This is a genomic window from Prevotella lacticifex, from assembly GCF_019973375.1.
Lineage (GTDB): Bacteria > Bacteroidota > Bacteroidia > Bacteroidales > Bacteroidaceae > Prevotella > Prevotella lacticifex.
This window is the reverse complement of sequence record NZ_BPTV01000002.1, coordinates 428,371-453,851: the sequence shown is the minus strand read 5'-3', so window position 1 is coordinate 453,851 and position 25,481 is coordinate 428,371. Positions and strand designations below refer to the sequence as shown.

The following is a 25,481-nucleotide window of genomic DNA, read 5'->3' as shown; positions in this document are numbered from 1 at the left end:
ATGGTAAAAAATATATGTAAGTATGCTCATATGCAATAAGATACATAGAATGAAAGAGGATAAAACAAAACGAGCCAAGTTTAGTAGCCCCTTCGTCTCTCTCTTAGAGGGACTTGGAGAGGGTCTGGTCTTTATATTGCTCTTCCTCTTCTTTCTCCTGCCGTTTTCTGCCTCTGCCCAGACCGACACCATCCGCTACGTCAATGCCCAGACCGGCAAATATGCCAACGACGGCAAATCGTGGGACAAGGCCAAGGATAACGTTCAGGACGCCATCAACGACCTCTACGACTACATGCAGCGCAACAACCTCCACTCCGGCAGCGTGTATGTGGCAGCGGGTAAATATTATCCGTCGGAGAGCACCGGCAGCGGATCGTCGGTCCTGTCGACATCATTCAAAATCTACGACGGCATACACCTCTATGGCGGGTTCAACCCCAAGAATCCGGAGGCTACACCTGACCAGCGTAAACTATCTTCAGCTCCCCAATGGAAGGCTGACGACCCCAAAGCGAAGAACAAACCCACTGGCTCTGAGACAGACAGGCCCATCGGCATGGCGGCCAATGACACCATCATGTCCTATGACTTCAAGTATGCCACCATCCTTTCGGGCAACCACTCTACGGTCATGGGAAAGTTCGACTGGAACAACAATAAAAAGCAGTATGATACCCGTTTCCCAGGCAACTCCTACCATGTGCTGTGGTTCGCTACCAACGGTTTCTGTAAGGACGACGCCGGCAAGGAGACGCTCTTTGCCGACTCCCTTGTATACGGTGCCAGCGTCGACGGCTGCGTCATCGAGGACGGCAACGCCTCAGGACGTACAACGACTGAACGCGACCTGACGGCCTTTGGCGGTGGCGCGTATATGGTGCAGCATGCCACGCTAAGTAATTGCGTCGTACGCCGTTGCTCGGCATCACGGCGTGGCGGCGGCATATATATGGACCGTGGCGGAACGGTCAAGCATTGCTATATCTATCAGTGTCAGACCCTTGGCATCGGTGTCACCGACGGATACGGCGGTGGTGTGTGCATGGAGAATAACGGAGCCTTGCGCAAGAGCGTTATCACGAATAACATGGCGCGTGTCGGTGGTGGACTGATGATTGTCTATACACCGGAGGAGCATCCTTATTCCACAAGCAAATACACCAAGGATGGCTTCGACCCCTATGCCTCGACATGTATCATTAACAATAACAACGCCAATACCGAAGGCGGTGGCGTGGCATTATATAAAGGTGGTGTACTGAACCACTGTACCATCACCAATAACGAGTGTACGGGTACCGATATTACCATCAACAACATCCGCTACGGCCGTACCGGCGGACTCTATGTCTACGGTGCCGGTTCGGCGTTCAACAGCGTGGTGTGGGGTAACACCTGTGCCGCCAACAACGATATACAGTTCGGATACAACAATGCCTCGAACATCTTCAAACTGGCCACGGCACAGCGGCCGCGACTGAGCTATATGGCCTTCAGCAATTACGATATCACCGACTGGGGAAACTCCTTGCGCAGTAATGTCTTCCAACTCGATAAAAGCAATTTCACTGCGAGCAAGGCCGGTAACTATCCTATCTTCGAGGTACCGTCGAAAACGGCCGGTGTCAACGATGCTCTTCTGTACAGTCCTACGCAATGGAAACTCAACTCAAAGAGCTATCTGGAGATGAAGGGTGTACAGGTGTCGCAGCTGACGGCCTTCGGTAATATGATTACCAAGAGCCATTCCGCCCGCGACATCTTCGGGGCTGTCTTCAACCCCGTGTCGGCTCTCGGTGCCGTCGCGGCTGATGAGGAGGATTACGAGATTGCCATGCTGCCGGCTGTCGACGGTTCTGATCCGTCAACAAATATCCCAACACTCTTCGTCGACCCGAACCGTGTCATCAATAGTCTTGAAGGAAAGACCGGTAACAGTTGGGACACACCGTTGGATAATGTCAGTGAGGCCGTCTATGACATGGAGAAATATTTAAGTAGCAATAAAAGCTGGACCGGTAAGACGCAGATCCTCGTCAAGCAGGGACTCGTAACCGCAGCCGGACCGAGCTCGTACCTCTATGACCTTCAGTCCGGTGAGGCCGACCTGCAGAGTGCGGCTCTCCATCTGCTCAGCAATATGCTGATGTATGGCGGATACTCCTCGAAGCTGACCGGCACGCAAGTTACCGATTATACCGTGGAAGGAACTGGTGAGAAAATTGTCGCCCGCAACCCGAAGGAGAATGTTACGCGTATCACGGGTAACATCGTTGACGACTATAAGTACAACAGTGTCCACTGTGTCATCTTCCCGAACGTCCACGATGCGGTCCTTGACGGATTCTATATCTCCTATGGTAACGCCGAGAAACCGGACGACCCTACCTACAATGGTAACGATGCCGAGGACTCCTATACCTACCGTCAGGCCTATGGCTATGGCTCAGGTATCTTTATCGGTGCACGCTCACGTGCTGAGCGAACGCAGGATATGACGGGGAATATCGTGCGCAACTGTGTCATCTCCAACTGCTGGGCACCGATGGGTGGTGCCGCTGTCTTCGTCAGTGGTGACAACTACATGTCGGACAACCCAACTCAGTTGCAGAAAGCTGCGTTGACAATGGAGAACTGTGTTATCCATAACAATGCCGTACGCAACAAGCAGGACAAGAACACGGTGAACCAATGGCGCGCCTCGGCGGGTATCATCCAGGCCGTTAGCAACGCCTCGATAACGCTGAACCACTGCACCGTGGTGAATAATGTAGGTAATGTGTTCGCGGCAGTAAAGCATAATGGTAATGTTACGCCGACCATCACGGTGACAAACTCGGCCATCTACGCCAATGCCACTGACTCGCTTGGTGACCGTTCGGAACTGAAGGCCGACGGCTCGAACCTCGCGTCGCTGTACTATAGTGGCAGCAGTGGCGTCGCTGTCGCTGGAAGGGGTAATCAGGTGGACCTGCTCTATTCTGATAAGGGTATGGGCACTGTTAGTACCAGCGACTATGTGCCTACCTTTGGCAACTCACGCACCGACGACCATACCTATCCGCGCTTTGCCAACCCCGTGCGTACGATCTTCGTGCAGCAGAACGCCGACGACCCGACGCTCTACGGCGGTCTCGTCGATTATACCCCGATGGATATGAACCCGATGGTCAACGCCGCAACGGTGGCGACCAGCGAGGACCCGTCGAAGGAGACTGACTTTGCCCTGCATTACCGTGCCTATGGTGGTGCACCGGACATCGGTGCCATCGAGAACACGCGCCAGCCAGAGAACGGCTCGACATACTATGTGCGGACAAACGGTAGCAACAGTAATAATGGCTTATCATGGTCGAAGGCGTTCAAGACGCTGACCTATGCCTTGCAGCAGGCAAAAAACAATGGAGTAAAGAATATCTGGATTGCGGCAGGTACCTACAAGGAAGGACAAACTGTCAATATGGTGGCAGGTGTCAACGTCTATGGCGGCTTCAAGGCTTACGGTAATCCGGGAAAGCGTGAGGGTGAACGAGATATCTCCAACCTTGATGCCACCTATCAGACGATACTGGACGGTAGTGGGAACAAGCGGGTGGTGTATGGATCAGGCATCACTACGGCCACCATGTGGGAAGGCCTGACGATGCAAAATGGAAAATTTACAGCTAATAATACAACCACGAATGCTGGCGGTGTAGGTGCTTATCTTGGAGGAACTGGCATTACACTGAAGAACTGCTTAGTCCGTAACAATTATCTCACTACATCTGTTTTTGAGCATGGAGGAGCAGGCATCTATTTAAGTGGTGGTAAAGTAATTGATTGTATTGTTCGAAACAACATTATTTATGCCAACCCAAAAGGATCAAGTGCCGGTATCTATATGTACGGAGGCACTGTCATTAATACGATGATAGTAGAGAATGCCTCTGATTATGCAAACAGAAATAATTCAAGTAACATATTGGGGTTGGCTTTGGCAATCAAGGCAGATAATACAAAATACAATAAACTCTATAATTGTACCTTTGCATACAATATAGGATGGACAAAGTCCAGTGGTGCCATTTCTCCGAGTATCTGGGATTTTAATGATTATACCACAGATGAAACAGCTAAGGGAATGGCAAGATTCTATAACTGCATTTTCTGGGGAAACACAGGATATGGCAACACCGGTGAGAACTATAATACGGTTTGCCGTCATTATTGGACTGATAAAATTGGGCTGCCTGGAATACTTTATGACTGTTATCATTCTATTCCTTGTCCAAAATTTGCGAATGAAGGCGTAGTAAAGGGAACCCATACGCTCGACAAGACTGTCGTCAGTACGAATCCTACAGTTTATAAGTACCAGCAATATCTATATAATTTTAATATCTTCGATAATAATGATGTCATTCCTGGGAGTGGTAGCGCATATAATAAGGATCCATACCCAACAAGATATATTGATCAGTGTGCTTCAAAAGATCTTTTCAGCGAAAGCAAATATAAGTTGAAAGATGGAACGTCTGTCTCTTCTTATGATGGCAAGCGGTATTTCTTCACCGACAACCCCTACAGCATCAACCCGGCTTCTGACCTTGCCAAGTTCTGCATCAATATGGGCTCGGAGGTATATGGCACGGAGCTTACGCAGACGCTGAATGTGACTGAGGACATCGCCGGTGCCGACCGCATCCAGGACTGCCGTATCGACAAGGGCGCTTACGAGTATAACGGCTCCAATGAGATTAAGCCGGAGACGGGTACGGAGAAGCATCGGGTGTACAGTACTGTGGATGATTTGACGGGAACGGAAAAGGATTTTAATGTTGCTACCTATTATGTTTCGCAAAACGGTGGCGGTGTGGCCAATGCCAGCAACGCCGCTAACGCTGCTTGTAACGGAAAGCTGCAGCAGGTGCTCGATGCTGCCGGACGATATAAGTATGCTAACCCTAAGGCGCATGTCATAGTGAAGCTCGCCGCCGTCCCGGGTGGCGGTTATGAGCCGTCGCGGACCACCGACTACAACACCAACCTCGACGTGAACCCGCGACAGTACAGCATACAGATTCCTCACGGCGTGGAGGTGCAGGGTGGTTGGAACGACGAATTCAAAGAGCGCGACCCGCTGAACAAAAAGACACTGCTGAAAGGTGGCTTCAACTACGATGAAGGTACCTCTACAGCTTACCATGTGGTGACGTTCACCGATTATGTCTTCGATGAGAACGGCAACCGTATAGCCACGGGAAAGACCGGCGACGACGGTCTGCCGATATACGAGAAGCTCAGCGACGTTATTACTACCTATAAGGCGACGTGGGAGCAGACACCTGGCGATAACCTCTTCTCGCGTTCTCTGCTCAACGGCTGTTTCATTGAGGGAGGCGAGGCCGACGGCGTGTTGGAGGAGAACCAGCGCGGCGGTGCTGCAGTGGTGACGGACTTTGCCGATATTTCCAACTGCGTGATACAGAACAACAGTGCCTCTGGATACGGCGGCGGACTCTATGTGCAGTCGTCGGGAATTGTCTCGGGATGTATCATCCAGGACAATAATGCGGCCTATGGTGCCGGCATAGCCATTGAGGAACCGGATACGTCCGGACTCTCAACATGGTCCATTCTCGCTTATAACACCATCGTATATAATGGTAATGAGACCTCAACGAAGAACGGGGGCGGCATCTTCTTCAACACCAATCTGCGCTCCATTGGTAACGTGGTGTGGATGAACAAGAGCAGTGACCAGAGCGATATCGCCGGTGTCGTCAATGTCGATGCCGTGCAGGACGTGTGGAACTTCCCGGTCAACTACACCGCCGTTACCAATGTCCGTGAGGCCGGAGTGAACAACATCAGCGTCAGCGGTATGTCGGATCAGGGCTTGCGCTGGCAAGCCGACGATAAGCTGAAGACTGAAGAGAGAGTGTACCAGTACTATGCTATGCAGAAGTCGTCGGTTTTAGCTCGTGCGGCACTGCCTTATCAGACGATGCGCAGTATGATACGGTTCTTCCCAGGTATCGACTCAGTGGATATCGCGGGCGTGAAACGTATGTCGCAGACTGCCAACGATGAAACAGCTTATGACGGTACAAGTCTCGTCGTGAAGGATAACGTCTCTACTGATATCGGTGCCCGTGCCATCAACGCCAGCTATGATGTTGCGGTGGCAAAGGTATTCTACCGCCTCTTTGTTGTACATCCGTCGAGTGTGTCGAACGACAAGGCAAACAAGCTCCTCGACAGCGATGATGAGATTTACAAGCAGGTGGGATCATCGTTTGCCAACCCGTTCCAACGCCTCGGCGATGCCTTCGACTATATCATGCACGTGCGGCAGCGCGAAGAGTCGTCTGGCGACACGACCCCGGAAAAGGACAAACCGCGCAACCACCGCTTTGAGGTCTTCGTCGCCGGAGGCACGTATTATCCTTATACTAATATGTATGGTGAGCAGGGTGCCGTGCGTACCAATACCTTTAATATCCCGGAGGGCGTGGCCGTCATCGGCGGTATCGACGTCAGCAAGGGCGACCACATGTATTGTCAGGCTACGTCAGGAACGGTGACTGTCAACGGTGTAACACTCTATGGCAAGAGTACCGACGACATCCGTGCTGAGCGTGTGCGCTACGATATTAACAAGAACTCTGTCGTCGAGCCGTGGGAGATGGAGAACCAGACCATACTCTCCGGGCTCTCTGTGGGCAGCGACCTGCAGGTGAAGAATGTCTACCATGTCATCAACTGTAACGCCGACGAGAAGTCGGTGGGTAAGCTCCCGGAATATTTCAGCGATAACAATCTGACCACGGTAACGACAGACGCTGCTAAGGAAACGACGACATCACGCCTGAACCGGACTATCCTCCTCGACGGACTCGTTATCCGCGACGGTTCGGCAATGGGCTATGAGACTTCGGTACAGAATAAGCTCTGGTATTTCCGCGGTGGTGGAATCATGGTCGACGGTACGGAGGTTTCTGATGATAAATACGAGGACGGCGTGGGAGCACCGAAGCGAAGCATACCTATGGTGGTGGCCAACACGCTGTTCCAGAACAACAGGGCACGCCTTGGCGGAGCCATCTTCACCAACGGACAGCTCGATGTCGTGGGATGTTCCTTTGTGCAGAACTATACGAAGAGCCCGGATGACGTTACAGCCGATGACTACGACCGCGACTTTGTTACGTGGTCGGGTGGCGGAGCTATAGCCACTAACGATGAGGTGACCATCGTCAACAGTATCTTCGCCAACAACGAGGCCATCAAGGGTACGGGCACATTGAACAAAACCTATACCGACAGTAATGGCAAGACAAACAACGAGACGTTGGGCTATGGTGGTGTGCTCTGGGCCGGCGACAACTCGTCGATAGCGCTTGTCAACTGCAACTCAGTGCGCAACAAGGCTCACAGCTATCCGTCTATCTATAACACGCTGCCAAACTCAAAGTCGAACCACATACACATCGCCGTGAACAGCATCTTCTGGGGTAATGAGGTCGATACGGACGGCGATAAACGACTTGCCAACTTCGGTAGCGACAATGATGAGGCTCTGTTCTTCTGCGCTTATGAGGATGGGCATGGTCAGACGGTGAAGACCTCAAGTGAGGACCTTAGAGCGAAGGACGTTACGTATGGCGATCTGACGAATCTTTATGCTTTCCTTGGTAACAAGAATAACAACGTCATCATTAACGGTAATAACGATGCCGTCGACGGACCGAACTTCATCCAACCGTCGACAAAGGCCGGCATCGACGGATATATGTCGAGCGCCGACTGGCTGCTGTCGCGCGTCAACCAACTCGTCGATGCTGGATGGGGTGAGATAGAACAGACTACGGCTGGAAAATTCGAGAAGGATGATGCTTCGGGCGAATTCAAGGCGCATGGTATCTATCCCCTGTTGTCGAAGTTCTATAAGAATGGTTTCAAGCTCACCCTCCTGCCCTTAGGCGACGAAAAGTATATGAGCTATGCCAACGACAAGAACGAGGAGAGCACGGAGAATATGAACCGTATCTCTGCCGACCCGCTCGGCAACGTTACTAAGGATTATATCGACATCGGCGTGTACGAGTATCAGCACTCGCAGCTCACCGTGGCCGACGGCGACAGCATCGACGTGATGTGGGTGTCGAATGAGGAGACTACCGGTGCCGCCGACGGACGCTCGTGGGACACTCCGACGAGCGACCTTCAGCGAGCCATCGAGACACTGCTCCTCAGCCGTAACGACCGCCCGAAGGTGGTCAAGATTATGGGCGGTACCTACTCGCCGACATATACCCTCGACGAGAACAACAACGGCTTCCAGATACATACCGGCGAGAATAACGGTATGGTAGCGCTGAAGAAGAAGATTATCTCCGGTCATGATTATATGGCAGAGAGCCTGACCATAGAGGGCGGATACAGTAAGGACATCGAAGGGGCACGCGACATAGAACAGTATCCTACCGTCTTGGAGATGGCGAAGAAGTCGACGTCGACACCCGACAATATGGCTCATCTTTTCCTTATCTCCGATGCCGAACAGTGGAAAACGCAAGGCAACAGAGGTAGCGGCGGAACAATAGGCGAGACTATTGATGTGACAACAGGCGGCATCAATAAGTCGTCGACAACAACAGGACAGGTGATGCCGATAACCTTCGATGGTCTGACATTCATAAACAATTATGCTTCCAATGCCCATACAGAGTCGAAGGGCACTGCCATCGGCGGTGCGGCCATATATTATAAGGAACAGTTCAAGTCGGATGAGAATACCAAGAAGAAGACGGAAACACATCTGGACGCTATCGGTGTGCCGAAACTGACCATCAAGAACTGTATCTTCCAGCAGAACGGCGAGAACACTGCTACATCTGTTCCGGCGGTACGCATAGAGCAGGGTGGCGGACGCACACTTATATATAATAGTGTCTTCCACTCCGGGTCGGGCAATCCGCTCGAGTGCACCGACCAGGTGAGCATCGTCAACTGCACCTTCGCCATGAACGGCGGACATATCAAGCTTAGCGACGCTGCCACGGGCACGTCGAGCCTCTACAACTCCCTCATCTGGAAGGATGACCAGAACAACAGCATGACGACGCAGTACGAGGGTATCGCTATTGGCGACTCCATGCAGTATAACGCCATAACGGGCATTGAGAACACGGAAGAAGAGAACAACTATCATAACGTGGGCCTCGACGACCGCAACTACAATGCCATGGAGGGTCCGAACTTCGTCAATGGCGACGGCAGCGACATCAGCAAGCGTGACTACCATATCAATCCGGGTGTGCGCACGCTGACCCGCGCCAACTATCTGCTCTATGCACGCAATGTGCTCGGATGGGTTGATGGCAAGACCATAAAAGATAAGGACGGCAACGAGATTACGCTTACTGATGATAAAATCAAGGAGCTTCTCGCTGATACTGTCTACACCAAGGACCTCGCCAACAAGGTGCGTCTCTACGACGGCAGCATGGAGCGCGGTGCCTACGAGTGCTCGTCGGCCATGCAGCGTGTGCTCTTCGTCAACCCGAGCAAGGTGGCGGGCACGATGTCGGGTCTGTCGTGGGAGAATGCCTACGGCAGTGGTATGGTGCAGCGTGCCATCGATGCCGCGGCGGTGTATACCTATTTTAATAGGAACGCTGATGATCCGACAGTTGCCAAGTCGTATGTCTTTATCAAGGGCTCCGAGGGTAATACCACGCCGGAGGCTATCACCCTGCGCAACGGCGTGAGCGTCTATGGCAGTATCGCCCCGGGCTATACCGCTGAGCCGGACGCTGTAAAGGACTCGAACACCGGTGAAGTGCAGTACAATAATGGCGCGCGTTCATTTGAGAATAAAGCAATCACAGAATATATAGATAAGGTGAAGGCCGGCCGTCCGGGTTTGGCGGCAAAGACGACGAACCGCACACGCGTCGCGGGCATCAGCACCATCACCATGAAGACGGGCTATGGTTTCGGTGCCCTCGTCGACGGTGTGGAGGTGCGCAGCGACAAAGAGCTCACGGCACCGGCCATTGACATCACCGACGATATCAGTAATCTCGTTCTCCGCAATATGATGATCGACGGCAACACGGTGAATGCCGACGACCAAGGTAAGGGACATCCCGTTGTGAACCTTGAGCACGGCCTGCTGTATAATGCTCTCGTCTATGGCAACAAGGTGGCTGGCGGCCAGCCCATCGTTAGTGTGGGCAGTAATGGTACGATGCTTAACTGCACCGTGGTGGCTGATGCTGCTGGGCAGAGAACGGTCAGCAACGCCGGAAAGGTCATTAACTGCCTCGACTATAACAGTGCTGACAAGGCCGCTGACGAGAATGGCAGTGGCAGCTATACCTCTTGTTACGCCGCTACGGGTAATCCCTTCGCGCCCTATCTGCGGGCAGACAATGTCTACACGCTGCCGGATTATCTCACGAGTCACGTGCCGTATTACTATCAGTTGCATGAGAACAGTAAGGCCATCAATGCGGGAACGAAGGAGTTCACGCTGTCGACGGAGTTGGCATCTTTCGTCGACTTGGCGAATGACCGCGACATCCTCGGCAACCCGCGCACTCTCGGTGGCACTGTCGATATGGGCTGTTTCGAGACGTGGAGCATCGCCGACGGCGACTCACGCTATGCCACGGCCGACGGCAACCGCTATCCGCACGAGGGCAGTGTGGTGTACATTGGCAAGGATGCGTCGCTGTCGTTGGGCAGTACGAAGGGCGGCACCCAGATCTTCACGAGTGAGAACGCCTTCATGCCGGGCTACTTGCTGCTGAAGCCGGGAGCCTCGCTCTATGGCAACGGCAACGTGATCCATGCGTCCTATGTCGCCGCCGAGCGCTCGTTCCCCAAGGATATGCAGTACACGCTGATGTCGATGCCGTTCCCCTACGACTACTCCAATGCGCTGACGACGACACCCAATGCAGACGGATCACTCACGGAGACGAAATACGACATTCCTCTTGGCAAGACCTACAACGGCGAGAAACGCTCGGCATGGGACTACAGTTTCCACGATGCCAACTCGGAGTGTTGGGAGGAACTGCCGTCGAAGGCTATGAAGGCCTGCGAGGGCTGGCTGCTGCACTTCGACCAGCCACTCGCCGCTGAGACTACCGTGCGCTTTACAGGCTTCGGCAGTCAGAACGGCGAATATGTCTACTCTGAGGACCAAAACGCCAAGACGGTGACGCTGACACAGTATAATACTACCAAGACCACCGACGGTTCGGCCCACTTCACGAAACTCGAGAATATGGGCTGGAACCTCAAAGGCATGCCGTGGCTGGTCAGTGGGTATAAGACGTATCGGGTCACTAATGGTACATGCGATATGAACGTGCCACACGTACTGTATACTGTCTCTGCTGACGGCAATAATTTCAATACGCAACAGAGTTGGACCGACGGCTCTACGCTCGACTTTGGTTCGGCCTTCTTCACCCAGACGGCAATCATCGGGGATAAGGAGACAGTGACCTTTGCCATTCCGGTGGCATCAGACAATTTTGTGGCACCAGCCAAACCGTTTGTAGCTCTCTCCGATGAGGACGGGCGGACGGATAACGTGGAGGTTGATGTCGACGATGAGGCTAAGGGTCTCGCCTTCAATATCGGTTCCGATGGTGTGAAGTGGCAGAGCTTCAACGACAGTGTGCCGCAGGTCTACCTCCTCGACGGCAATGGCGTGGCACTGTCGTTGGCCGGAAAGGCTCCCGTCGGTGTTGAGATGGCCATGGGCTACCGCTCTGTGGGCGGTCGGCTGACGGTGGCTCTCCCCGATGTCGCTGCCTTCGACGGAAAGAGTGTATGGCTGAAGGACAAGGCTACCGGTGAGGTCACCGACCTGACACAAGCATCCTATTCGCTGAATGTGGCACCGGGATATAACGACAACCGTCTCACACTCACCATCGGTGGTGTGCGGCCCTACGGCTCATCCGACAGCAGTAGCGACAGCGGCTCTTCGTGGACGGTCAGTGCTGATGACGGACATCTTGTCGTCAGAGGTATCAGCGACGGCGATGCCGTGACCATCTATTCCGTCGGCGGAGCAATGGTGGAGCGGGGTAGTGCCTCAGGCGCAACCTATACGTCGCGTGCCCTCGACCAGGGTGTCTACATCGTCCGCGTCAACGGCAGCAGCAAGAAAGTTTCCCTCCGACTTGGTAGGTAGCCTGACAAAAATAAGTAACACCTTTGCCGTGATGCAGGGGCTGCGCCCTATGTCTCTTCCTGGTGTCGCTTTGCCCCGAAGCAAGCTTCGGCAAGCGGCCCCGGGAAGAAAGAGCTTTCGTCGCTCAGGCTTGCATCACGGCAAGAAAACCTTGAAAACCGCTGACACCACTTGGCGGCGGATAGCTCCTTACTCAATGCTGCTCGTGCCTGTAGCGTTAACGTATTTAAAATGTACTCGTCCTTGGATGTGCCAAAGGTTAAGACATTATAAATATGAGACGCTATCGCTTGTCGTCCGAGATAAATAGTATATCTTTGTAATGTTTACAAATAACGAATGTCAATATGAAGAGAACATTAACAATAGCCGTGCTGCTGATGCTGACATTCGTAGGCATGGCGCAAAACAATACAAAAGATATGAAGACAGTTTATGATTTCAGTCTCAATGACAAGAGTGGCAACGAGTTAAGTCTTTCACAGTATAAGGGCAAGGTACTGCTCATCGTCAACACCGCTACAGGTTGCGGTTTCACACCTCAGTATGAGGATCTCGAAGCTATGTATCACAGTCTCAAGGACAAGGGTCTGGAGATTCTCGATGTTCCATGCAACCAGTTCGGTCATCAGGCTCCCGGTACCGACACCGAGATCAAGGAGTTCTGCACCCTAAAGTTTGGCGCTGACTTCCCACAGTTCAAGAAGAGTGATGTCAACGGTGCCAACGAGCTCCCTCTCTACACTTGGCTGAAGAGTCAGAAGCCATGTCTCGGTGGTTACGACGCTAAACTCGCCGCCGTCATGGAGAAACTCTACAACGAGGCCAATCCTGAGCCGCGCAAGAAAGACGATATTCAGTGGAATTTCACAAAGTTCCTCATCAACCGCAATGGTGAGGTCATCGCCCGTTTCGAGCCTACCGTCGATATGAAGGAAGTGAAGAAACAGGTCGAGGCTGCCCTCGCTGAATAAAGACTCAGCCGCTCCGAGCGGCTGACTTGCAAAACACAGGGTTTGTTTGAATAATGGCTCGGTCGCTCCGTGCGGCTAAACTGCAAGATATAGGACTTATATGATAGAAGCACTGCGCTCGTGCGTAGTGCTTCTTCGGTGATTCCGAAGGGGTTCGAACCCTTGACCCACGGCTTAGAAGGCCGTTGCTCTAATCCAACTGAGCTACGGAACCAAAAATCGTTGTGCAAATACGTGCCCGTGATTTTCGGACTGCAAAGATATAAAAATTTTCAGCCAAATCCAAATTTTTGGGTATTATTTATGATTTTTTATCTTTTGGCGACTGCCATTTGCTCCGATAAAGACCAAATGATCGTCTTTTCCTATGGATTTCTCATAGACTGCTTTTCGTCACCCGTTTCACAGATGTAGAGCATGACCCCACATACAAGGCACGATCGTGACAAATACATGACACGATGGCGGCGGCTTAGAATTAGTGCCAACTATACGAATATAAGCAGAGTATAAACGAAAAAAGGAAGCCTTCATCAGACTTCCTATCGCTTTGGCATTTTCAAACGGAAAAGAGCAAAGAAAATCATGGTCATGCTTATGCTCCCCAAGGAGCAATGGGTCTAAAGCTATGGGGTAGTCTTGCGAGCAAGTTCGCCGCCTACCCCATAGCTTTAGCCCCACACCTTTGGTGTCAAGCCTGCCCATGACGAAAATCGCTAACGCGTAAAATTGCCCCTTGGGCATAAAATCCTGCGGCCGAAAGATAGTCCATAGCGTCTTGAAAGTCTGCTATGCTGCTTGTGTTCTGTTGTGCGGCATAATATTTTATGCGCTTATGCACAATTTTATGCCAAGGCAATTTTCGTCATAGGCTGGCTTTAACCCCGTCAGGGGGTACTCTATAGGGAGCTTAAGCCTGCCTATGACTATTTTCCTTGAGTTATGGACCTCTCTAACCAATTATGAACATATCGCCACGGGAAATATCCAATGCGCCGATTATCCCCACCCTAACACCCATGCCAGTAATTATTTCCATTTACCCACGCTACATATTTTATCCCACATTGCAGCTATATTTCAGCTAACCCTCTGATTTCCAGGATTCGTTTTTCCTGATATCCGTATTTTGGGTCCACACAAATTTTCTTGCCTTTATCGGAATATGGCCGACCTTCGGCGTGTCGTATATCTGTAGTAAATCATCTTCCGGCCCGCTGCATTTTCTTACTGCAATCTTTTCTCCGTTGCTCAGACTGGCTGTGCTGATGGCTACTATCTGCTTGTTCATACGGCTCCTTCATTTAAATTCTGACTGACATGGCATAATTGCTGCATTGGTTGCCTCTGACAGATGATCATTGCATGCCATGGTGTAGATGCTATAGTTCTTTTCATTTAGTAGGGTCATGGAGAGAGTTCGCCGATAACAAGTTGTTAAGATAATTCATATTATTCCGTCTATTGCGCCGCCTCTGTACAACATTGATTTTCAATGGGTTAATAATACATGCCATTTCGCGTTCTAAAACGGTCCGTTTTAGGACGCAAAACGGTCCATTTCGCACGCTGAAACGGACCGTTTGGGAAGCCGAAATGGTATGTTTGGGAATGGTGTAAAGATATTTCAGTATTGCTTTGTTGTAGCATTGGATTTTACTGTCTGCAAGTATGATAGCGAAAACTCTCTACTATTGATTTATCCCTGCAGTGGGTAAATGCGATCAATGTATGATTATCAAGGAAAGTATTTGGTCTCAATAAAAAAGTGACGAAGTCAGGAAAAAGCAAATGCCCCGCAGCAGCGAGGGCGGGGATAACCCCACCCCTACTGGCCGAGTGCTGTAATCACTTTGATAATCCACTGATAGCCAAAGTGTTTTAACAGTGCGGCACTATGTGTATCCCCAATAATAAGTATATTAAAGTTATGTTTTTATTTCATAATTTTTAGGTATTGCCAATATTTTACATGTTTTTTAACTTTGCACCCGGAAAGCAAAGAACATCGTTCCAAGTACAAATTAGTGTCAAATAACCAATTATCAACAAAGATAAATATAATAAGATGATGAAAAAAAAGATGTCTACAAGCCTGTTTTCTTTGGCATTGGCTTTTGCTGCCATGCCTGTCCAGGCTCAAATCAATGCCGCTGACTCGGTGATGTCTCACGCCGGCGGTCACCGCCTGAGCATAGGCGGATATGGTGAGGCTGCTTACAGCCGCAATTTTTACAGCGACAACGTCTACCGTTATTCGCGTGCAAGTCAGTACAAGAAAGACCCGAGTCATGGTCGCTTCGACATTCCCCACGCAGTCATCTATTTAGGTTATGACTTCGGCAAGGGATGGACGATGGGCTCTGAGATAGAGTTTGAGCATACCGGCACCGGTTCGTCGGTAGAGCAGGAATATGAAGAGAGCGGAGAATGGGAGACCGAGACAGAAAAGGGCGGTGAGGTAGAATTAGAACAGTTCTGGTTGCAAAAGAGCTTTGCACGATGGGCTAACATCCGCGCCGGTCATATCGTTGTGCCTGTGGGCCTTCTCAACGCCCACCACGAGCCACTCAATTTCTTCACCGTCTATCGTCCTCAAGGCGAATACACCATTCTGCCTTCTACATGGCATGATACTGGTATAAGCTTCTGGGGACACTCTGGAAAGTTCCGCTACGAATTACAGATGTTAGCCGGACTCGACGGATTTAAGTTTAGCCGTGACGGATGGATAAATGCGGGGGCCGGAAGTCCCTTTGAATATAAGGTTGCCAACAAATATGGCTTTGCCACACGCCTCGACTACTACGTTACAGACGGTTTGCGTTTGGGACTGAGTGGATACTACGGACGCTCGATGCACAATACCTTCCCACACGACATGGAGGGCGACAACTATAACACCCAGGGCGAGAAGATTGGCACGAAGACCTACGATAACATCAAGGGCAGTGTATATATCGGCTCATTCGATTTTACCTTTAATAAATATAACTGGATTGTACGCGGTCAGGCTGATTACGGTTATCTAAGCGATGCCAGGACATTGAGCACTGTGAAGATCAACCGCACTTCGAACAATGCCCCCTATGACAAGAGCTATGTCGGAAAGAATGCCGTAGCCATAGGTGTGGAAGTCGGCTATGACATTTTCTCACAGATTCAGAAGTTGCATGCCGACCAGCAGAAGTTCTATCTTTTCGGCCGTTACGACTACTACAACTCGTACATCCCGGCCAAGGGTGAACCGACCTATGACTATACGAAGAAGCAGGCAGTGACCTTTGGATTCAACTATTACCCCATCAAGCAGATTGCCGTTAAGGCCGACTATTCTTACCGCTTTCTTAAAAGTCAGTACAACAACGAGCCGAGCCTGAACATAGGTATCGCCTACGAGGCTTTCTTCCTTTAAAGAATTATATTTACGTAACTAACAAATACACAACAATGAGTAAATTTACTAAGTATGCGCTGCTCTTTTCGGCAGCTCTCCTTATCACGTCTGGACTGTCCTCGTGCAGTGACGACAACAACGATGGCGTAACCGCCGGACTCACCAACACGCAGAAAGAGATGAAAGCCATTGGCGAGCAGTATGTCGCCAACACTGTGAACAGCACCTACAAGTATCTCGCCGAGGAGACGGCTAACCTTTATACCCAACTCGACAACGACCTGAATAAGTTCCGCGCCGGTACACTCACGCAGAGCGATATCGACCAGACTTGTGAGACCTTCAAGAAAGCCCGTTCGTACTACGAGAGTAGCGAGGCCTTCCTCTTCGGTGCAGCTACAGATTTTGGTATCGATCCGCATATCGACACTTGGCCGCTCAACGTGAGCAAACTCGCCACGACACTGAAGAACAAGGAACAGGTGAAGCAGATGGAAGAGGATAACGACGTCACTGTGCTCGGTGAGACCCAGTTAGGTTTTCATGGCATCGAATTCGTGCTCTTCCGCAATGGTGCCAACCGTACACTCGACGCCCTGAAGGCCAACGAGACTGACAATGAATTCACAAAGATCAATGCCAATGTCACCGGTGAGGAGGAACTTGTCTTCGCCAAGGTCGTAGCTCTTGACCTTCGCGACAAATGCTGGCAGATGGAAGTGGCCTGGAACGAGAATGCTCCCCAGGGACACAAGGCCCGTATGGAGGAACTCGAATATGCTACAACCGTCAACGGCGGTGAATATTCGTATGGTCAGAATTTCCTGGCAGCAGGCAACGCCGGCAGTACCTACCGCACATGGCAGGCAGCCATGAACGCTATCCTCATCGCTGGTTGTGAGAATATTTGCGACGAGGTAGCCAATACGAAAATCGGTAATCCATATTCAGGTGAGGATGAAAACTATATCGAGTCGCCTTACAGTGAGCGCTCGTTCTATGACTTCCAGGACAATATCCGCTCTATAGAGAACAGCCTCTACGGCGGACGTGCCGATGATAACAGCCGCGACACCAGCAAGTCGCTCATCCAGTTTATGAAGAACCACAACTATGAGGGACTTGCACAACTCGAAAGCGACCTGCAGGCCTCTATTGCAGCTTTAGACGATTGCAAGACGCTGAAAGGCGGATTCGTCAACAATATCCACGACCCCAAGGTGGGCGTAGCACAGAAAGCTATACAGGCTCTCGATGCCGACCTCACCAAGGCCGGTGAATGGATGTCGAAACAATAAAGTGTATTCTCTTTCCTCTCCAAAAAGCGAGAGGAAAGAATTAATCTCATGACAATGAACAAAAGTACGAATAAATTTCTCTTTTTCCTTGCAGGACTGATGACCCTGGGACTGTCTTCCTGTAAGGATGATGACCTTGATGTCAGCAGTCAGACCAATGTGGAAGACGCTGAATTTGTTGGAAAGGCCGTGGGCAACTTCTCAGCCGATGAGTGGTACCCGGGCGGTAAACTCGGAACCACCGACAATGTTACTGCTGGTTGCTATGAAGACGAGACACCTGTCGTAGTGAACAATGAGAAGCTGGAGCTCGCATTCAAACTCGGTGAGGCTGTCTTTGAGCGCAACTTCACTGACAATACTGCTCCTTTCAAAGGTCTTGGACCTGCCTATCTGCGCTCGTCGTGCATCGACTGTCACCCTGGCTACGGTCACGGCAAGCGACAGACCTCTTATCCCTCGACCTATGGCAACGGCTATTTGTTGGCTATCTACCATCCTTTATCTGATGGCAGCAACGATGGAGCCTATATCTCTGAGGTCACGGGCATGCCGCAGACACTTGCCAGTTCTCCCTTCCTGCCACCTGTCGACGGAAGTCAGATAAAGATAGAGTGGAAGCACGTCACGGCCATGGAGTCGGGACTGCCTATGAAGTTCCCTGACGGCGAGACCTACGATCTTATCTATCCTGAGGTGACAATCCCGGAGAGTGCCTTCAATACCGACCCGAAGCCTACCAACTATGCCGTCAGACTGGAGTCGACTATCGGTGTCATTGGTACCGGCCTCATCGATGCCATCCCGCAAGATTCTATCATTGCACAATATAAGAAAGAAGCTGCTGCCGGTGTGGAGCTGAACCCTAACTTTTGGGACAAGGGTGCCAACGACATGGCATCTACTGCCTGGTATAAGTTCACTGTGCCCGGCACCGACTCTGAAGGCCAGCCTGTCGAGAAGATGCTCAAGCGTTTCACCTATGCCCTCACCCGTGCATCACTGCAGGATGGCCCAGGTGCCAATGCCGTATGGAATATCACCAATGTAACGCGCTCCGACCGTCCTTATCTCTACACCACCAATGCATGGGCAAAGGCTATGTCGGAGAACGAGAACGTGCTGAAGGCGATTATGTCCGACCCGACATCGCCTTACTATGGTGACGGTTCTCGCGACAGCGTGCAGAATATGGTCTACAACCTTCTGCGTCCGGGCACCAACCAGTTTGACAATCCCTGGCATAAGTCTCAGGCTGAGATGAGCGACGACCAGTTCTATAACTTCATGGTGTGGCACCGCGGACTCTCTATTCCGCGTGCACGTGACCTCAACGATGCCGACGTGCAGCGTGGCAAGGAACTCTTCGTCAGCATGGGCTGTGCTCACTGTCACCGTCCTCAGTGGACTACAGGTGACGACAACTACTGGAGTCCGAACAATATCAATCTGAAGCCGCTGCCAAAATATCCTCATCAGAAGATATATCCTTACTCCGACTTCGTGCAGCATAAACTGTGCATGAAGAATGATATCCACGGCAGCTGGTGCCGCACCACACCATTATGGGGACGCGGGCTGTCGCTGGCCAACACCGGCGCTGAAGACCGATTGCACGACTGTCGGGCACGCAACGAGGTTGAGGCTATCATGTGGCATGCCTACAGTAAGAACAGTCAGGCTTACTACGCTGCCTCGAAGTTCTATCAACTCAGTAAGAAGGACCGCGACTGTGTCGTGAAATTCTTGCGAGCCATATAACATCATGTTTATTGTCATGCGGTCATGACCCAGAGTCGTGAGATCCTGAGCCATGCTGCATGACTTCTCTTTTTACAATACATGATGCGCATCACAATCCCAATATAATTATCTTCGTTTTAACTTTTCTCAATAGAACATGATGTTTTTCAAGAAAGCCCTTTTTTTTATTTACGTTTTTCTTATCGGTGTGATGGCGGTTGCCACCATTGTAGAGCATTGTACCAGTACACCGTTTGTCAGTGAGCATATCTATGGCGCATGGTGGTTCACTCTTCTGTGGGCTTCGCTGGCCGCAATGGGCATCATCTATATTGTCAGGCGGCACATGAGGAAATGGAACACCGTACTGCTCCATCTCTCACTCCTTGTTATATTATCAGGAGCCCTTCTCACCCATCTAACCTCGTTCAGTGGCACCATTCACCTACGGCAGGGTGAATCCGTGAACAGCTACAGTGAGATGGTGTCTATGACCGAATCCAAGAACGAATCGCTACCTTTCGTCGTTCGACTCGACCGCTTCGATGTCGTCAATAACCCCGGCACCACAGCCGCCTCTGACTACATCACCCGTTTCTCCATCATCGATGGCAATGCCGTCATCAAAGCCCAAGTGTCAATGAACAAAATATTCGTCTACTGTGGTGTCCGCTTCTACCAAGCCAGTTACGACTCCGACAACCTCGGCTCTATTCTCAGCGTCAGCAGCGACCGATGGGGTATCCCCGTGACCTATACGGGCTATGCCCTGCTGTTCTTCTCCTTGTTTTGTCTGCTCATTGATTCCAAAGGCACCTTCCGCCACTGTCTGCGACAGTTGTCGCATCTTGATGATGCAGATAATAAATTGGAAAAGGGCGCATCGAAGAGAAGTCGCAAAACGGTTCTCGTCAGGATAATACTGTTTCTGCTCATACTTATTCCCTCTTCTTCTCGTGCCCAGACCACTGTGCCGCGTGAGACTGCCGACCGCTTTGGTAAGTTGCTCATGGAGTATAACGACCGCATCTGTCCAGTAGAGACCTATGCCCTCGACTTCGTGCAGAAGATTTACGGCAGTCGTAGTTATGGGGACTATACCGCCGAGCAGGTACTCCTTGGCTGGACCCTCTTCCCCGAGGATTGGTCGGGCGAGCCGTTCATTCGAATCAAAAGCAGTGAGATGCGTCAGCAGTTAGGGATAGGAAAGTATGCCAGTGTGAACGCTTTCTTCCGCGACGGCGAATACATTTTGGGGCAGCCTGCCTACGACTATGCCCAAGGTACTAACAAAGATGCCTTTCATAAGGCCTGCGCCGACATAGACGGAAAGCTGCAGATGATGATGACTCTGCGCCAGGGCACGCCCTTCACGCTCTATCCCTACACATTCCCTCATCAGCGCACACTGTGGTTCTCACCTTTTGAACGGTTCCCCAAAGAGATGCCCAAGGAGGATGCCGATTACATCGGAAGGTCCTTTGCTTCGCTCTTTGTGGCGGCTCGTCGCGGCGACTTCGAAACAGCCAACAGCATTCTCGACACCATTGCTGAGTATCAGCAGCACAACGGTGGCAACAGTCTGCCGTCAAAGGGAAAACTCACAGCAGAGAAGATATACAACTATCTGCCTTATACCACTATTCTCTTTATTTTCAACCTCATACTGGGACTGGTGACCCTGGTATGTATGACGCTGCGATTCGCAAAGGCTACTCGCCCTCTTCATATCCTGCTGTCGCTCTCTTTACTGCTCTTGACCTTTGTCCTTGCTCTCCGTTGGATCATATCCGGCACCATTCCCTTGGGCAATGGCTACGAGACGACGCTCGCCGTGGCCTGGATGGCCCAGCTCTTTGTGCTCGTCTTTGCATCCGTGCATTCTGCCCGCCACGCCAATGCCAGTAATCTCATCCAACTCATGTGCGCCTTCGGCTTCCTCATCTCAGGCTTCTTTCTTCTCGTGAGCAATATTAGTCTCATGGATCCTGCCATCGGACCTCTGATGCCCGTTCTCAACTCCCCGCTTCTTAGCATCCACGTGAGTTTCATGATGATGAGCTATGCTTTTCTCGCCATCACCTTCTTCTGCGGACTTGCGGCACTGGTACATCCCCGCATGGCCGGGACTTTGCAGGTGGTCAGCCGCGTGTTCCTCTATCCAGCCATCGTCACCTTAGGCATCGGCATCTTCCTCGGAGCCATCTGGGCTAATGTCAGCTGGGGCAGCTACTGGAGCTGGGATCCGAAAGAGACGTGGGCTCTCATCACCTTCATGCTCTACGCCATCGCCCTGCACACACAGAGTCTGCCGTGGCTGTCCCGACCGCGTGCCTACCATATATATATGGTGCTGTGCTTCCTGAGCATTCTGATGACATATTTCGGTGTGAACTATCTGCTCAGCGGCATGCACAGCTATGCATAAAGCAATAAGAAAATCTTAGAATTATGAATCAATACAAAATCTTTAAGGTAAAACAACAAGGCCGTTTTGAACAACAGACAGCCGACATAAAGCAACAACTCGACTGTTGGCTGCACGACAACCAGCTGACCGTCGGCGAACTTCGCTATTGCAAAGTCTTTCTCAGCGATATCCTCAACCAGTACGACACGCTGAAGACCTCCTCTCTCTATCGCGACTGTCTCGCCCAGCACCCTTGCACCATTATAGGACAGGCACCTGCCGATGGCAGTAAGATTGCACTGCTTGTTGAAGCAGGGTCTGCCGACCACGGATTTCTGTTTCAAAGTCTGCGCCTCAGCGATGATGAAGCTAAGGGTCAGAGCAGTTATCTGCAGACGCTCACTCTCTTCGAGCAATACATCAACAGTCTGCAAGACAGTGCGATGACCATTCGTGACAACCTTGTACGCACGTGGATTTACGTTGCCGACATCGACGTGAACTACAATGGTGTAGTGCGTGCGCGCAACGATGTATTCCGCCGCTATGGTCTCACTGCCGACACCCATTATGTTGCCAGTACGGGCATCGGCGGTTATTCCAATACGCGTCATGCCACCGTAGCCATCGACTTTCTCTCGCTGCCAGGCGTGAAGTCCGACCAGCTGAAGTATCTCCAGGCTCTCGACCATCTCAATCCCACCCGTGAGTACGGTGTAGCCTTTGAGCGCGGCACGCGTCTGACTCTGCCCGACAGTAAGAAATACTACATATCGGGTACTGCCAGCATTGACAAGCTGGGGCAGGTGCTATACCTCGGCGATGTGGAGCGGCAGACCGTGCGACTGTTAGACAACATCCGTGCGTTGCTTGCCGATGGTGGAGCACTGATGAGCGATATCCGCTACTTCATCGTTTACCTGCGCGACTTCGCCGACCGCGCGACAGTGGGACGCTATCTCGACAGCCACTATCCCGGCATTCCCTACGTACTGCTACACGCTAAAGTGTGCCGTTCGCAATGGTTGGTAGAAATGGAGTGCATTGCCGAGAAAAACACGGAACAATAGCATTCCGAAATTCCTTGTATTCGATTGCAGTCCACGCTGTTCATCTGCGAGTTTTAATGCGTTTAGTAGCCGAGCTCTTCACCGACGAGTATTATTATATGCCGTTCGGCAGGATGACTCATACGTTGTATGGAGACATAATTGCAGATACTGTCGGTGGACTTGCAGTCATGGCAGACACCGTCCCTCGTACAAGGTGTATTGAGGTTGAAGCGTGCCATGTTTGTCGGTGCTGCCATGCATCGTGCCCGTTTTATTGCTGACTCCACGTCCCTGCACACCTTGTTCAGTCCGACAACCAGGACTACGTGTTTTGGTCCCCACGTGATTGCCGCCACGCGATTTCCGTTGCCGTCGACATTCACGATGACCCCCTCTTCACTTATGGCATTCACGCTGGCAAGGTAGTAGTCACACTCAAATGCTTTTCTGTAGATGGCAATCTTCTCCTCTTCCGTTTTCGCATCGTCGCGGTCATAAACCTTGTAGTTGCCATTCTTGAGCATTGTCGTCACTCCTGAGGTTCGGATAGAATCCGAACCTCCCCATGTGATGGTACTACCTTCTGGTATTATCGTTGCTACTGTGTCAAGTAGTTCCTTCGTGTCCCGGCAGTAGCAAGCCTTATAATGTCTTTGTCTCAGGTTGCGGATGAGTGTTGCCGCAAGTTTCTCGTTCCTTGATTCCTTTGCCGTACTCATGACTTTCTTCTCTGTTTTTTCTTTTAACGATTATTGAGATTATCCATGTGCCTTGTAACTATCCCCCTCTTTTGTAAACACTAAAAAAATTGATCTGCTCCGGATGTCTGGCTATTGGTTTGCGTTCCCTCTTTCTCGCAGGAAAGGTTTGAACAGGAAAGTGAGGAAGTAGGGAAAAGTATAGAACTGACCGTTGAATCCAATATTACGATAGCCCAGTTTTATGCCGTAGTGGATATCCGGATAACGCTCGCTCTCAATGAGTTTTACGAGCGACTTAGTGCTGCTGTCTTGCGATTTTACCTCCACGGGTATGAGCGTGCGGGCATCCCTGATGAAGAAGTCCATCTCTAAAGTACTTTTCTCATTGCGGTAATAATACAAGCCGTATCCGGCTTTAACCAGCATATCGCCGACAATGTTCTCATAGATTGCACCTTTGTATGTGCCGAAGTTGCGGTTCCCACGAAGGTCCTCCTGCGATTCCTCGTCGAGCGAGGCAATCAGCAAGCCAGTGTCCTTGAAGTAAATTTTGTATTGTGCGGGATTGTAGTTGCCCTTTAGCGGCAATTCCGGTATTTCCATGCAGTAGCAGGGATTTATGATTCCGGCATTTGCCAGCCACTCCACGCTGCCGATATATTCTCTATTCCGTGCTCCTGTAGCAATCTTTGAAACTTGAAATTTTTTGTTGTTTTTGGCCAAGAATACGGATATGTGTCTGAAAACGCTCAGAATCCGGGCGCGTTCTATACCTTCCTTCGCATATTTTGTGATGTCCTCTTCATAGTCCAAGAGCAGCTGGCGTTGGAGCTCAAGTGTACCGCTGAAATTGCCCTGGCGGATGTAAGTGCTGACGACTTCGGGCATGCCTCCTACGATCATATAGTCCTTGAAGATGTCCATCAGTACTTTCATCTGCGTCTCGGAAAGAGGCTTCACCTCTATCATGTGCTGTAACAAATCGGCTGTCAGCGTCTCATTGTACCCTTTGGCCCAAAGAAACTCCTCGAAATCCATAGAATGCATTTCATAGTCCTGCTTGTAGCCTACGCTATTTGATTCTATCTGCTTGTAATACAGTCCCATAAGCGAACCTGAGCAGATGACATCATAGCGTCCGTCCAACCGGAACGATTTCAAAGCTGTGGCGCAGTCGGGGCAGTCTTGGATCTCGTCGAAGAAAAATAGCGTGCCGTCGGGAAAAGTAATCGAAGGGTCTATCAGTGATATATTCTTGATAATTTGGTCCACTTCATAGCCGTCGCTGAAGATCTGCTTATATTGTTTTTGAAATACAAAGTTGATTTCAACGACATTAGCATAGTGAGTGCGGGCAAACTGTCGGATGGATTCGGTCTTGCCAATTTGCCGTGCACCTCTAACTATCAGAGGTTTATGGTTCGCATCAGCCTTCCATTGTTCAAGAAATCTGTCTATCTTTCGTCTGAGTAATTTCATAGTTGCATCACATTTTTCCATGCAAAAATAGTACTTTTATCACATTTTTCCAAATGTTTTTGGCTAAATAATCACATTTTTCCATTGAGGGGGCATCTGTTGTGGTTGTGGCTATAGGCAATTATAGGGGACTATAGGGGCTATAGGAAACTATAGGGGCTATAGTAGCTATACAAACTATAGGGAGAATATTAGGTAGGTGGGTGGCTGTCAGGC

General features: G+C 50.8%; 10 protein-coding genes and 1 tRNA gene. 7 read left to right on the top strand and 4 right to left on the bottom strand.

Going from position 1 to position 25,481, the window contains the following annotated elements:
* Positions 1–49: 49 nt before the first annotated feature.
* Complete coding sequence (locus tag LDN30_RS12310; protein ID WP_223929668.1) at positions 50–12,211, top strand: right-handed parallel beta-helix repeat-containing protein; 12,162 nt, start codon at positions 50–52, stop codon at positions 12,209–12,211.
* A gap of 422 nt (positions 12,212–12,633) precedes the next feature.
* The gene (locus tag LDN30_RS12305; RefSeq protein WP_223928315.1) at positions 12,634–13,185 is read left to right on the top strand and encodes a glutathione peroxidase; all 552 of its coding nucleotides are present in this window, start codon (positions 12,634–12,636) and stop codon (positions 13,183–13,185) included.
* Positions 13,186–13,324: 139 nt separating this feature from the next.
* Here LDN30_RS12305 and LDN30_RS12300 read toward each other — a convergent pair.
* Positions 13,325–13,399, bottom strand: a tRNA-Arg gene (locus LDN30_RS12300).
* Between the two features lie 870 nt (positions 13,400–14,269).
* Positions 14,270–14,476 carry a hypothetical protein gene (locus tag LDN30_RS12295; protein ID WP_223927609.1) on the bottom strand — a complete coding sequence of 69 codons (207 nt, stop codon included), beginning with the start codon at positions 14,474–14,476 and terminating at the stop codon, positions 14,270–14,272.
* A 792-nt stretch (positions 14,477–15,268) separates the two neighbouring features.
* Between LDN30_RS12295 and LDN30_RS12290 the strand changes: the two genes are divergently transcribed.
* From LDN30_RS12290 to LDN30_RS12270, 5 genes are all read left to right on the top strand, one after another.
* Positions 15,269–16,600, top strand: a complete 1,332-nt coding sequence (locus tag LDN30_RS12290; RefSeq protein ID WP_223927611.1) for a TonB-dependent receptor — start codon at positions 15,269–15,271, stop codon at positions 16,598–16,600.
* A gap of 35 nt (positions 16,601–16,635) precedes the next feature.
* On the top strand, positions 16,636–17,880 hold the full coding sequence (locus LDN30_RS12285; protein ID WP_223927613.1) for an imelysin family protein: 1,245 nt from the start codon (positions 16,636–16,638) through the stop codon (positions 17,878–17,880).
* 54 nt (positions 17,881–17,934) lie between these two features.
* Positions 17,935–19,641 (top strand): di-heme oxidoredictase family protein, encoded by a 1,707-nt coding sequence (locus LDN30_RS12280; protein WP_373316556.1) that lies wholly within the window; start codon positions 17,935–17,937, stop codon positions 19,639–19,641.
* 142 nt (positions 19,642–19,783) lie between these two features.
* Positions 19,784–22,051, top strand: coding sequence for a cytochrome c biogenesis protein CcsA (locus tag LDN30_RS12275; protein WP_223928316.1), 2,268 nt, complete (start codon positions 19,784–19,786; stop codon positions 22,049–22,051).
* Between the two features lie 23 nt (positions 22,052–22,074).
* Positions 22,075–23,103: a Rid family hydrolase gene (locus tag LDN30_RS12270; RefSeq protein ID WP_223929667.1), complete on the top strand. Its 1,029-nt coding sequence runs from the start codon at positions 22,075–22,077 to the stop codon at positions 23,101–23,103.
* 62 nt (positions 23,104–23,165) lie between these two features.
* Here the strand turns inward: LDN30_RS12270 and LDN30_RS12265 are convergent, their stop codons facing one another.
* Both LDN30_RS12265 and LDN30_RS12260 read right to left on the bottom strand, forming a co-directional pair.
* Entirely contained in the window at positions 23,166–23,804 is a 639-nt protein-coding gene (locus LDN30_RS12265) for a lactate utilization protein (RefSeq protein WP_223929665.1), read from the bottom strand.
* Positions 23,805–23,915: 111 nt separating this feature from the next.
* Positions 23,916–25,265 carry an ATP-binding protein gene (locus LDN30_RS12260; protein ID WP_223929664.1) on the bottom strand — a complete coding sequence of 450 codons (1,350 nt, stop codon included), beginning with the start codon at positions 25,263–25,265 and terminating at the stop codon, positions 23,916–23,918.
* Positions 25,266–25,481: the final 216 nt, after the last annotated feature.

Bases quoted from the DNA above. Each gene is read 5' to 3' on its own strand.
- LDN30_RS12265 (WP_223929665.1), bottom strand. From the start codon at position 23,804: ATGAGTACGGCAAAGGAATCAAGGAACGAGAAACTTGCGGCAACACTC.
- LDN30_RS12305 (WP_223928315.1), top strand. From the start codon at position 12,634: ATGAAGACAGTTTATGATTTCAGTCTCAATGACAAGAGTGGCAACGAG.
- LDN30_RS12290 (WP_223927611.1), top strand. From the start codon at position 15,269: ATGTCTACAAGCCTGTTTTCTTTGGCATTGGCTTTTGCTGCCATGCCT.
- LDN30_RS12285 (WP_223927613.1), top strand. From the start codon at position 16,636: ATGAGTAAATTTACTAAGTATGCGCTGCTCTTTTCGGCAGCTCTCCTT.
- LDN30_RS12280 (WP_373316556.1), top strand. From the start codon at position 17,935: ATGAACAAAAGTACGAATAAATTTCTCTTTTTCCTTGCAGGACTGATG.
- LDN30_RS12260 (WP_223929664.1), bottom strand. From the start codon at position 25,265: ATGAAATTACTCAGACGAAAGATAGACAGATTTCTTGAACAATGGAAG.
- LDN30_RS12295 (WP_223927609.1), bottom strand. From the start codon at position 14,476: ATGAACAAGCAGATAGTAGCCATCAGCACAGCCAGTCTGAGCAACGGA.
- LDN30_RS12275 (WP_223928316.1), top strand. From the start codon at position 19,784: ATGTTTTTCAAGAAAGCCCTTTTTTTTATTTACGTTTTTCTTATCGGT.
- LDN30_RS12270 (WP_223929667.1), top strand. From the start codon at position 22,075: ATGAATCAATACAAAATCTTTAAGGTAAAACAACAAGGCCGTTTTGAA.
- LDN30_RS12310 (WP_223929668.1), top strand. From the start codon at position 50: ATGAAAGAGGATAAAACAAAACGAGCCAAGTTTAGTAGCCCCTTCGTC.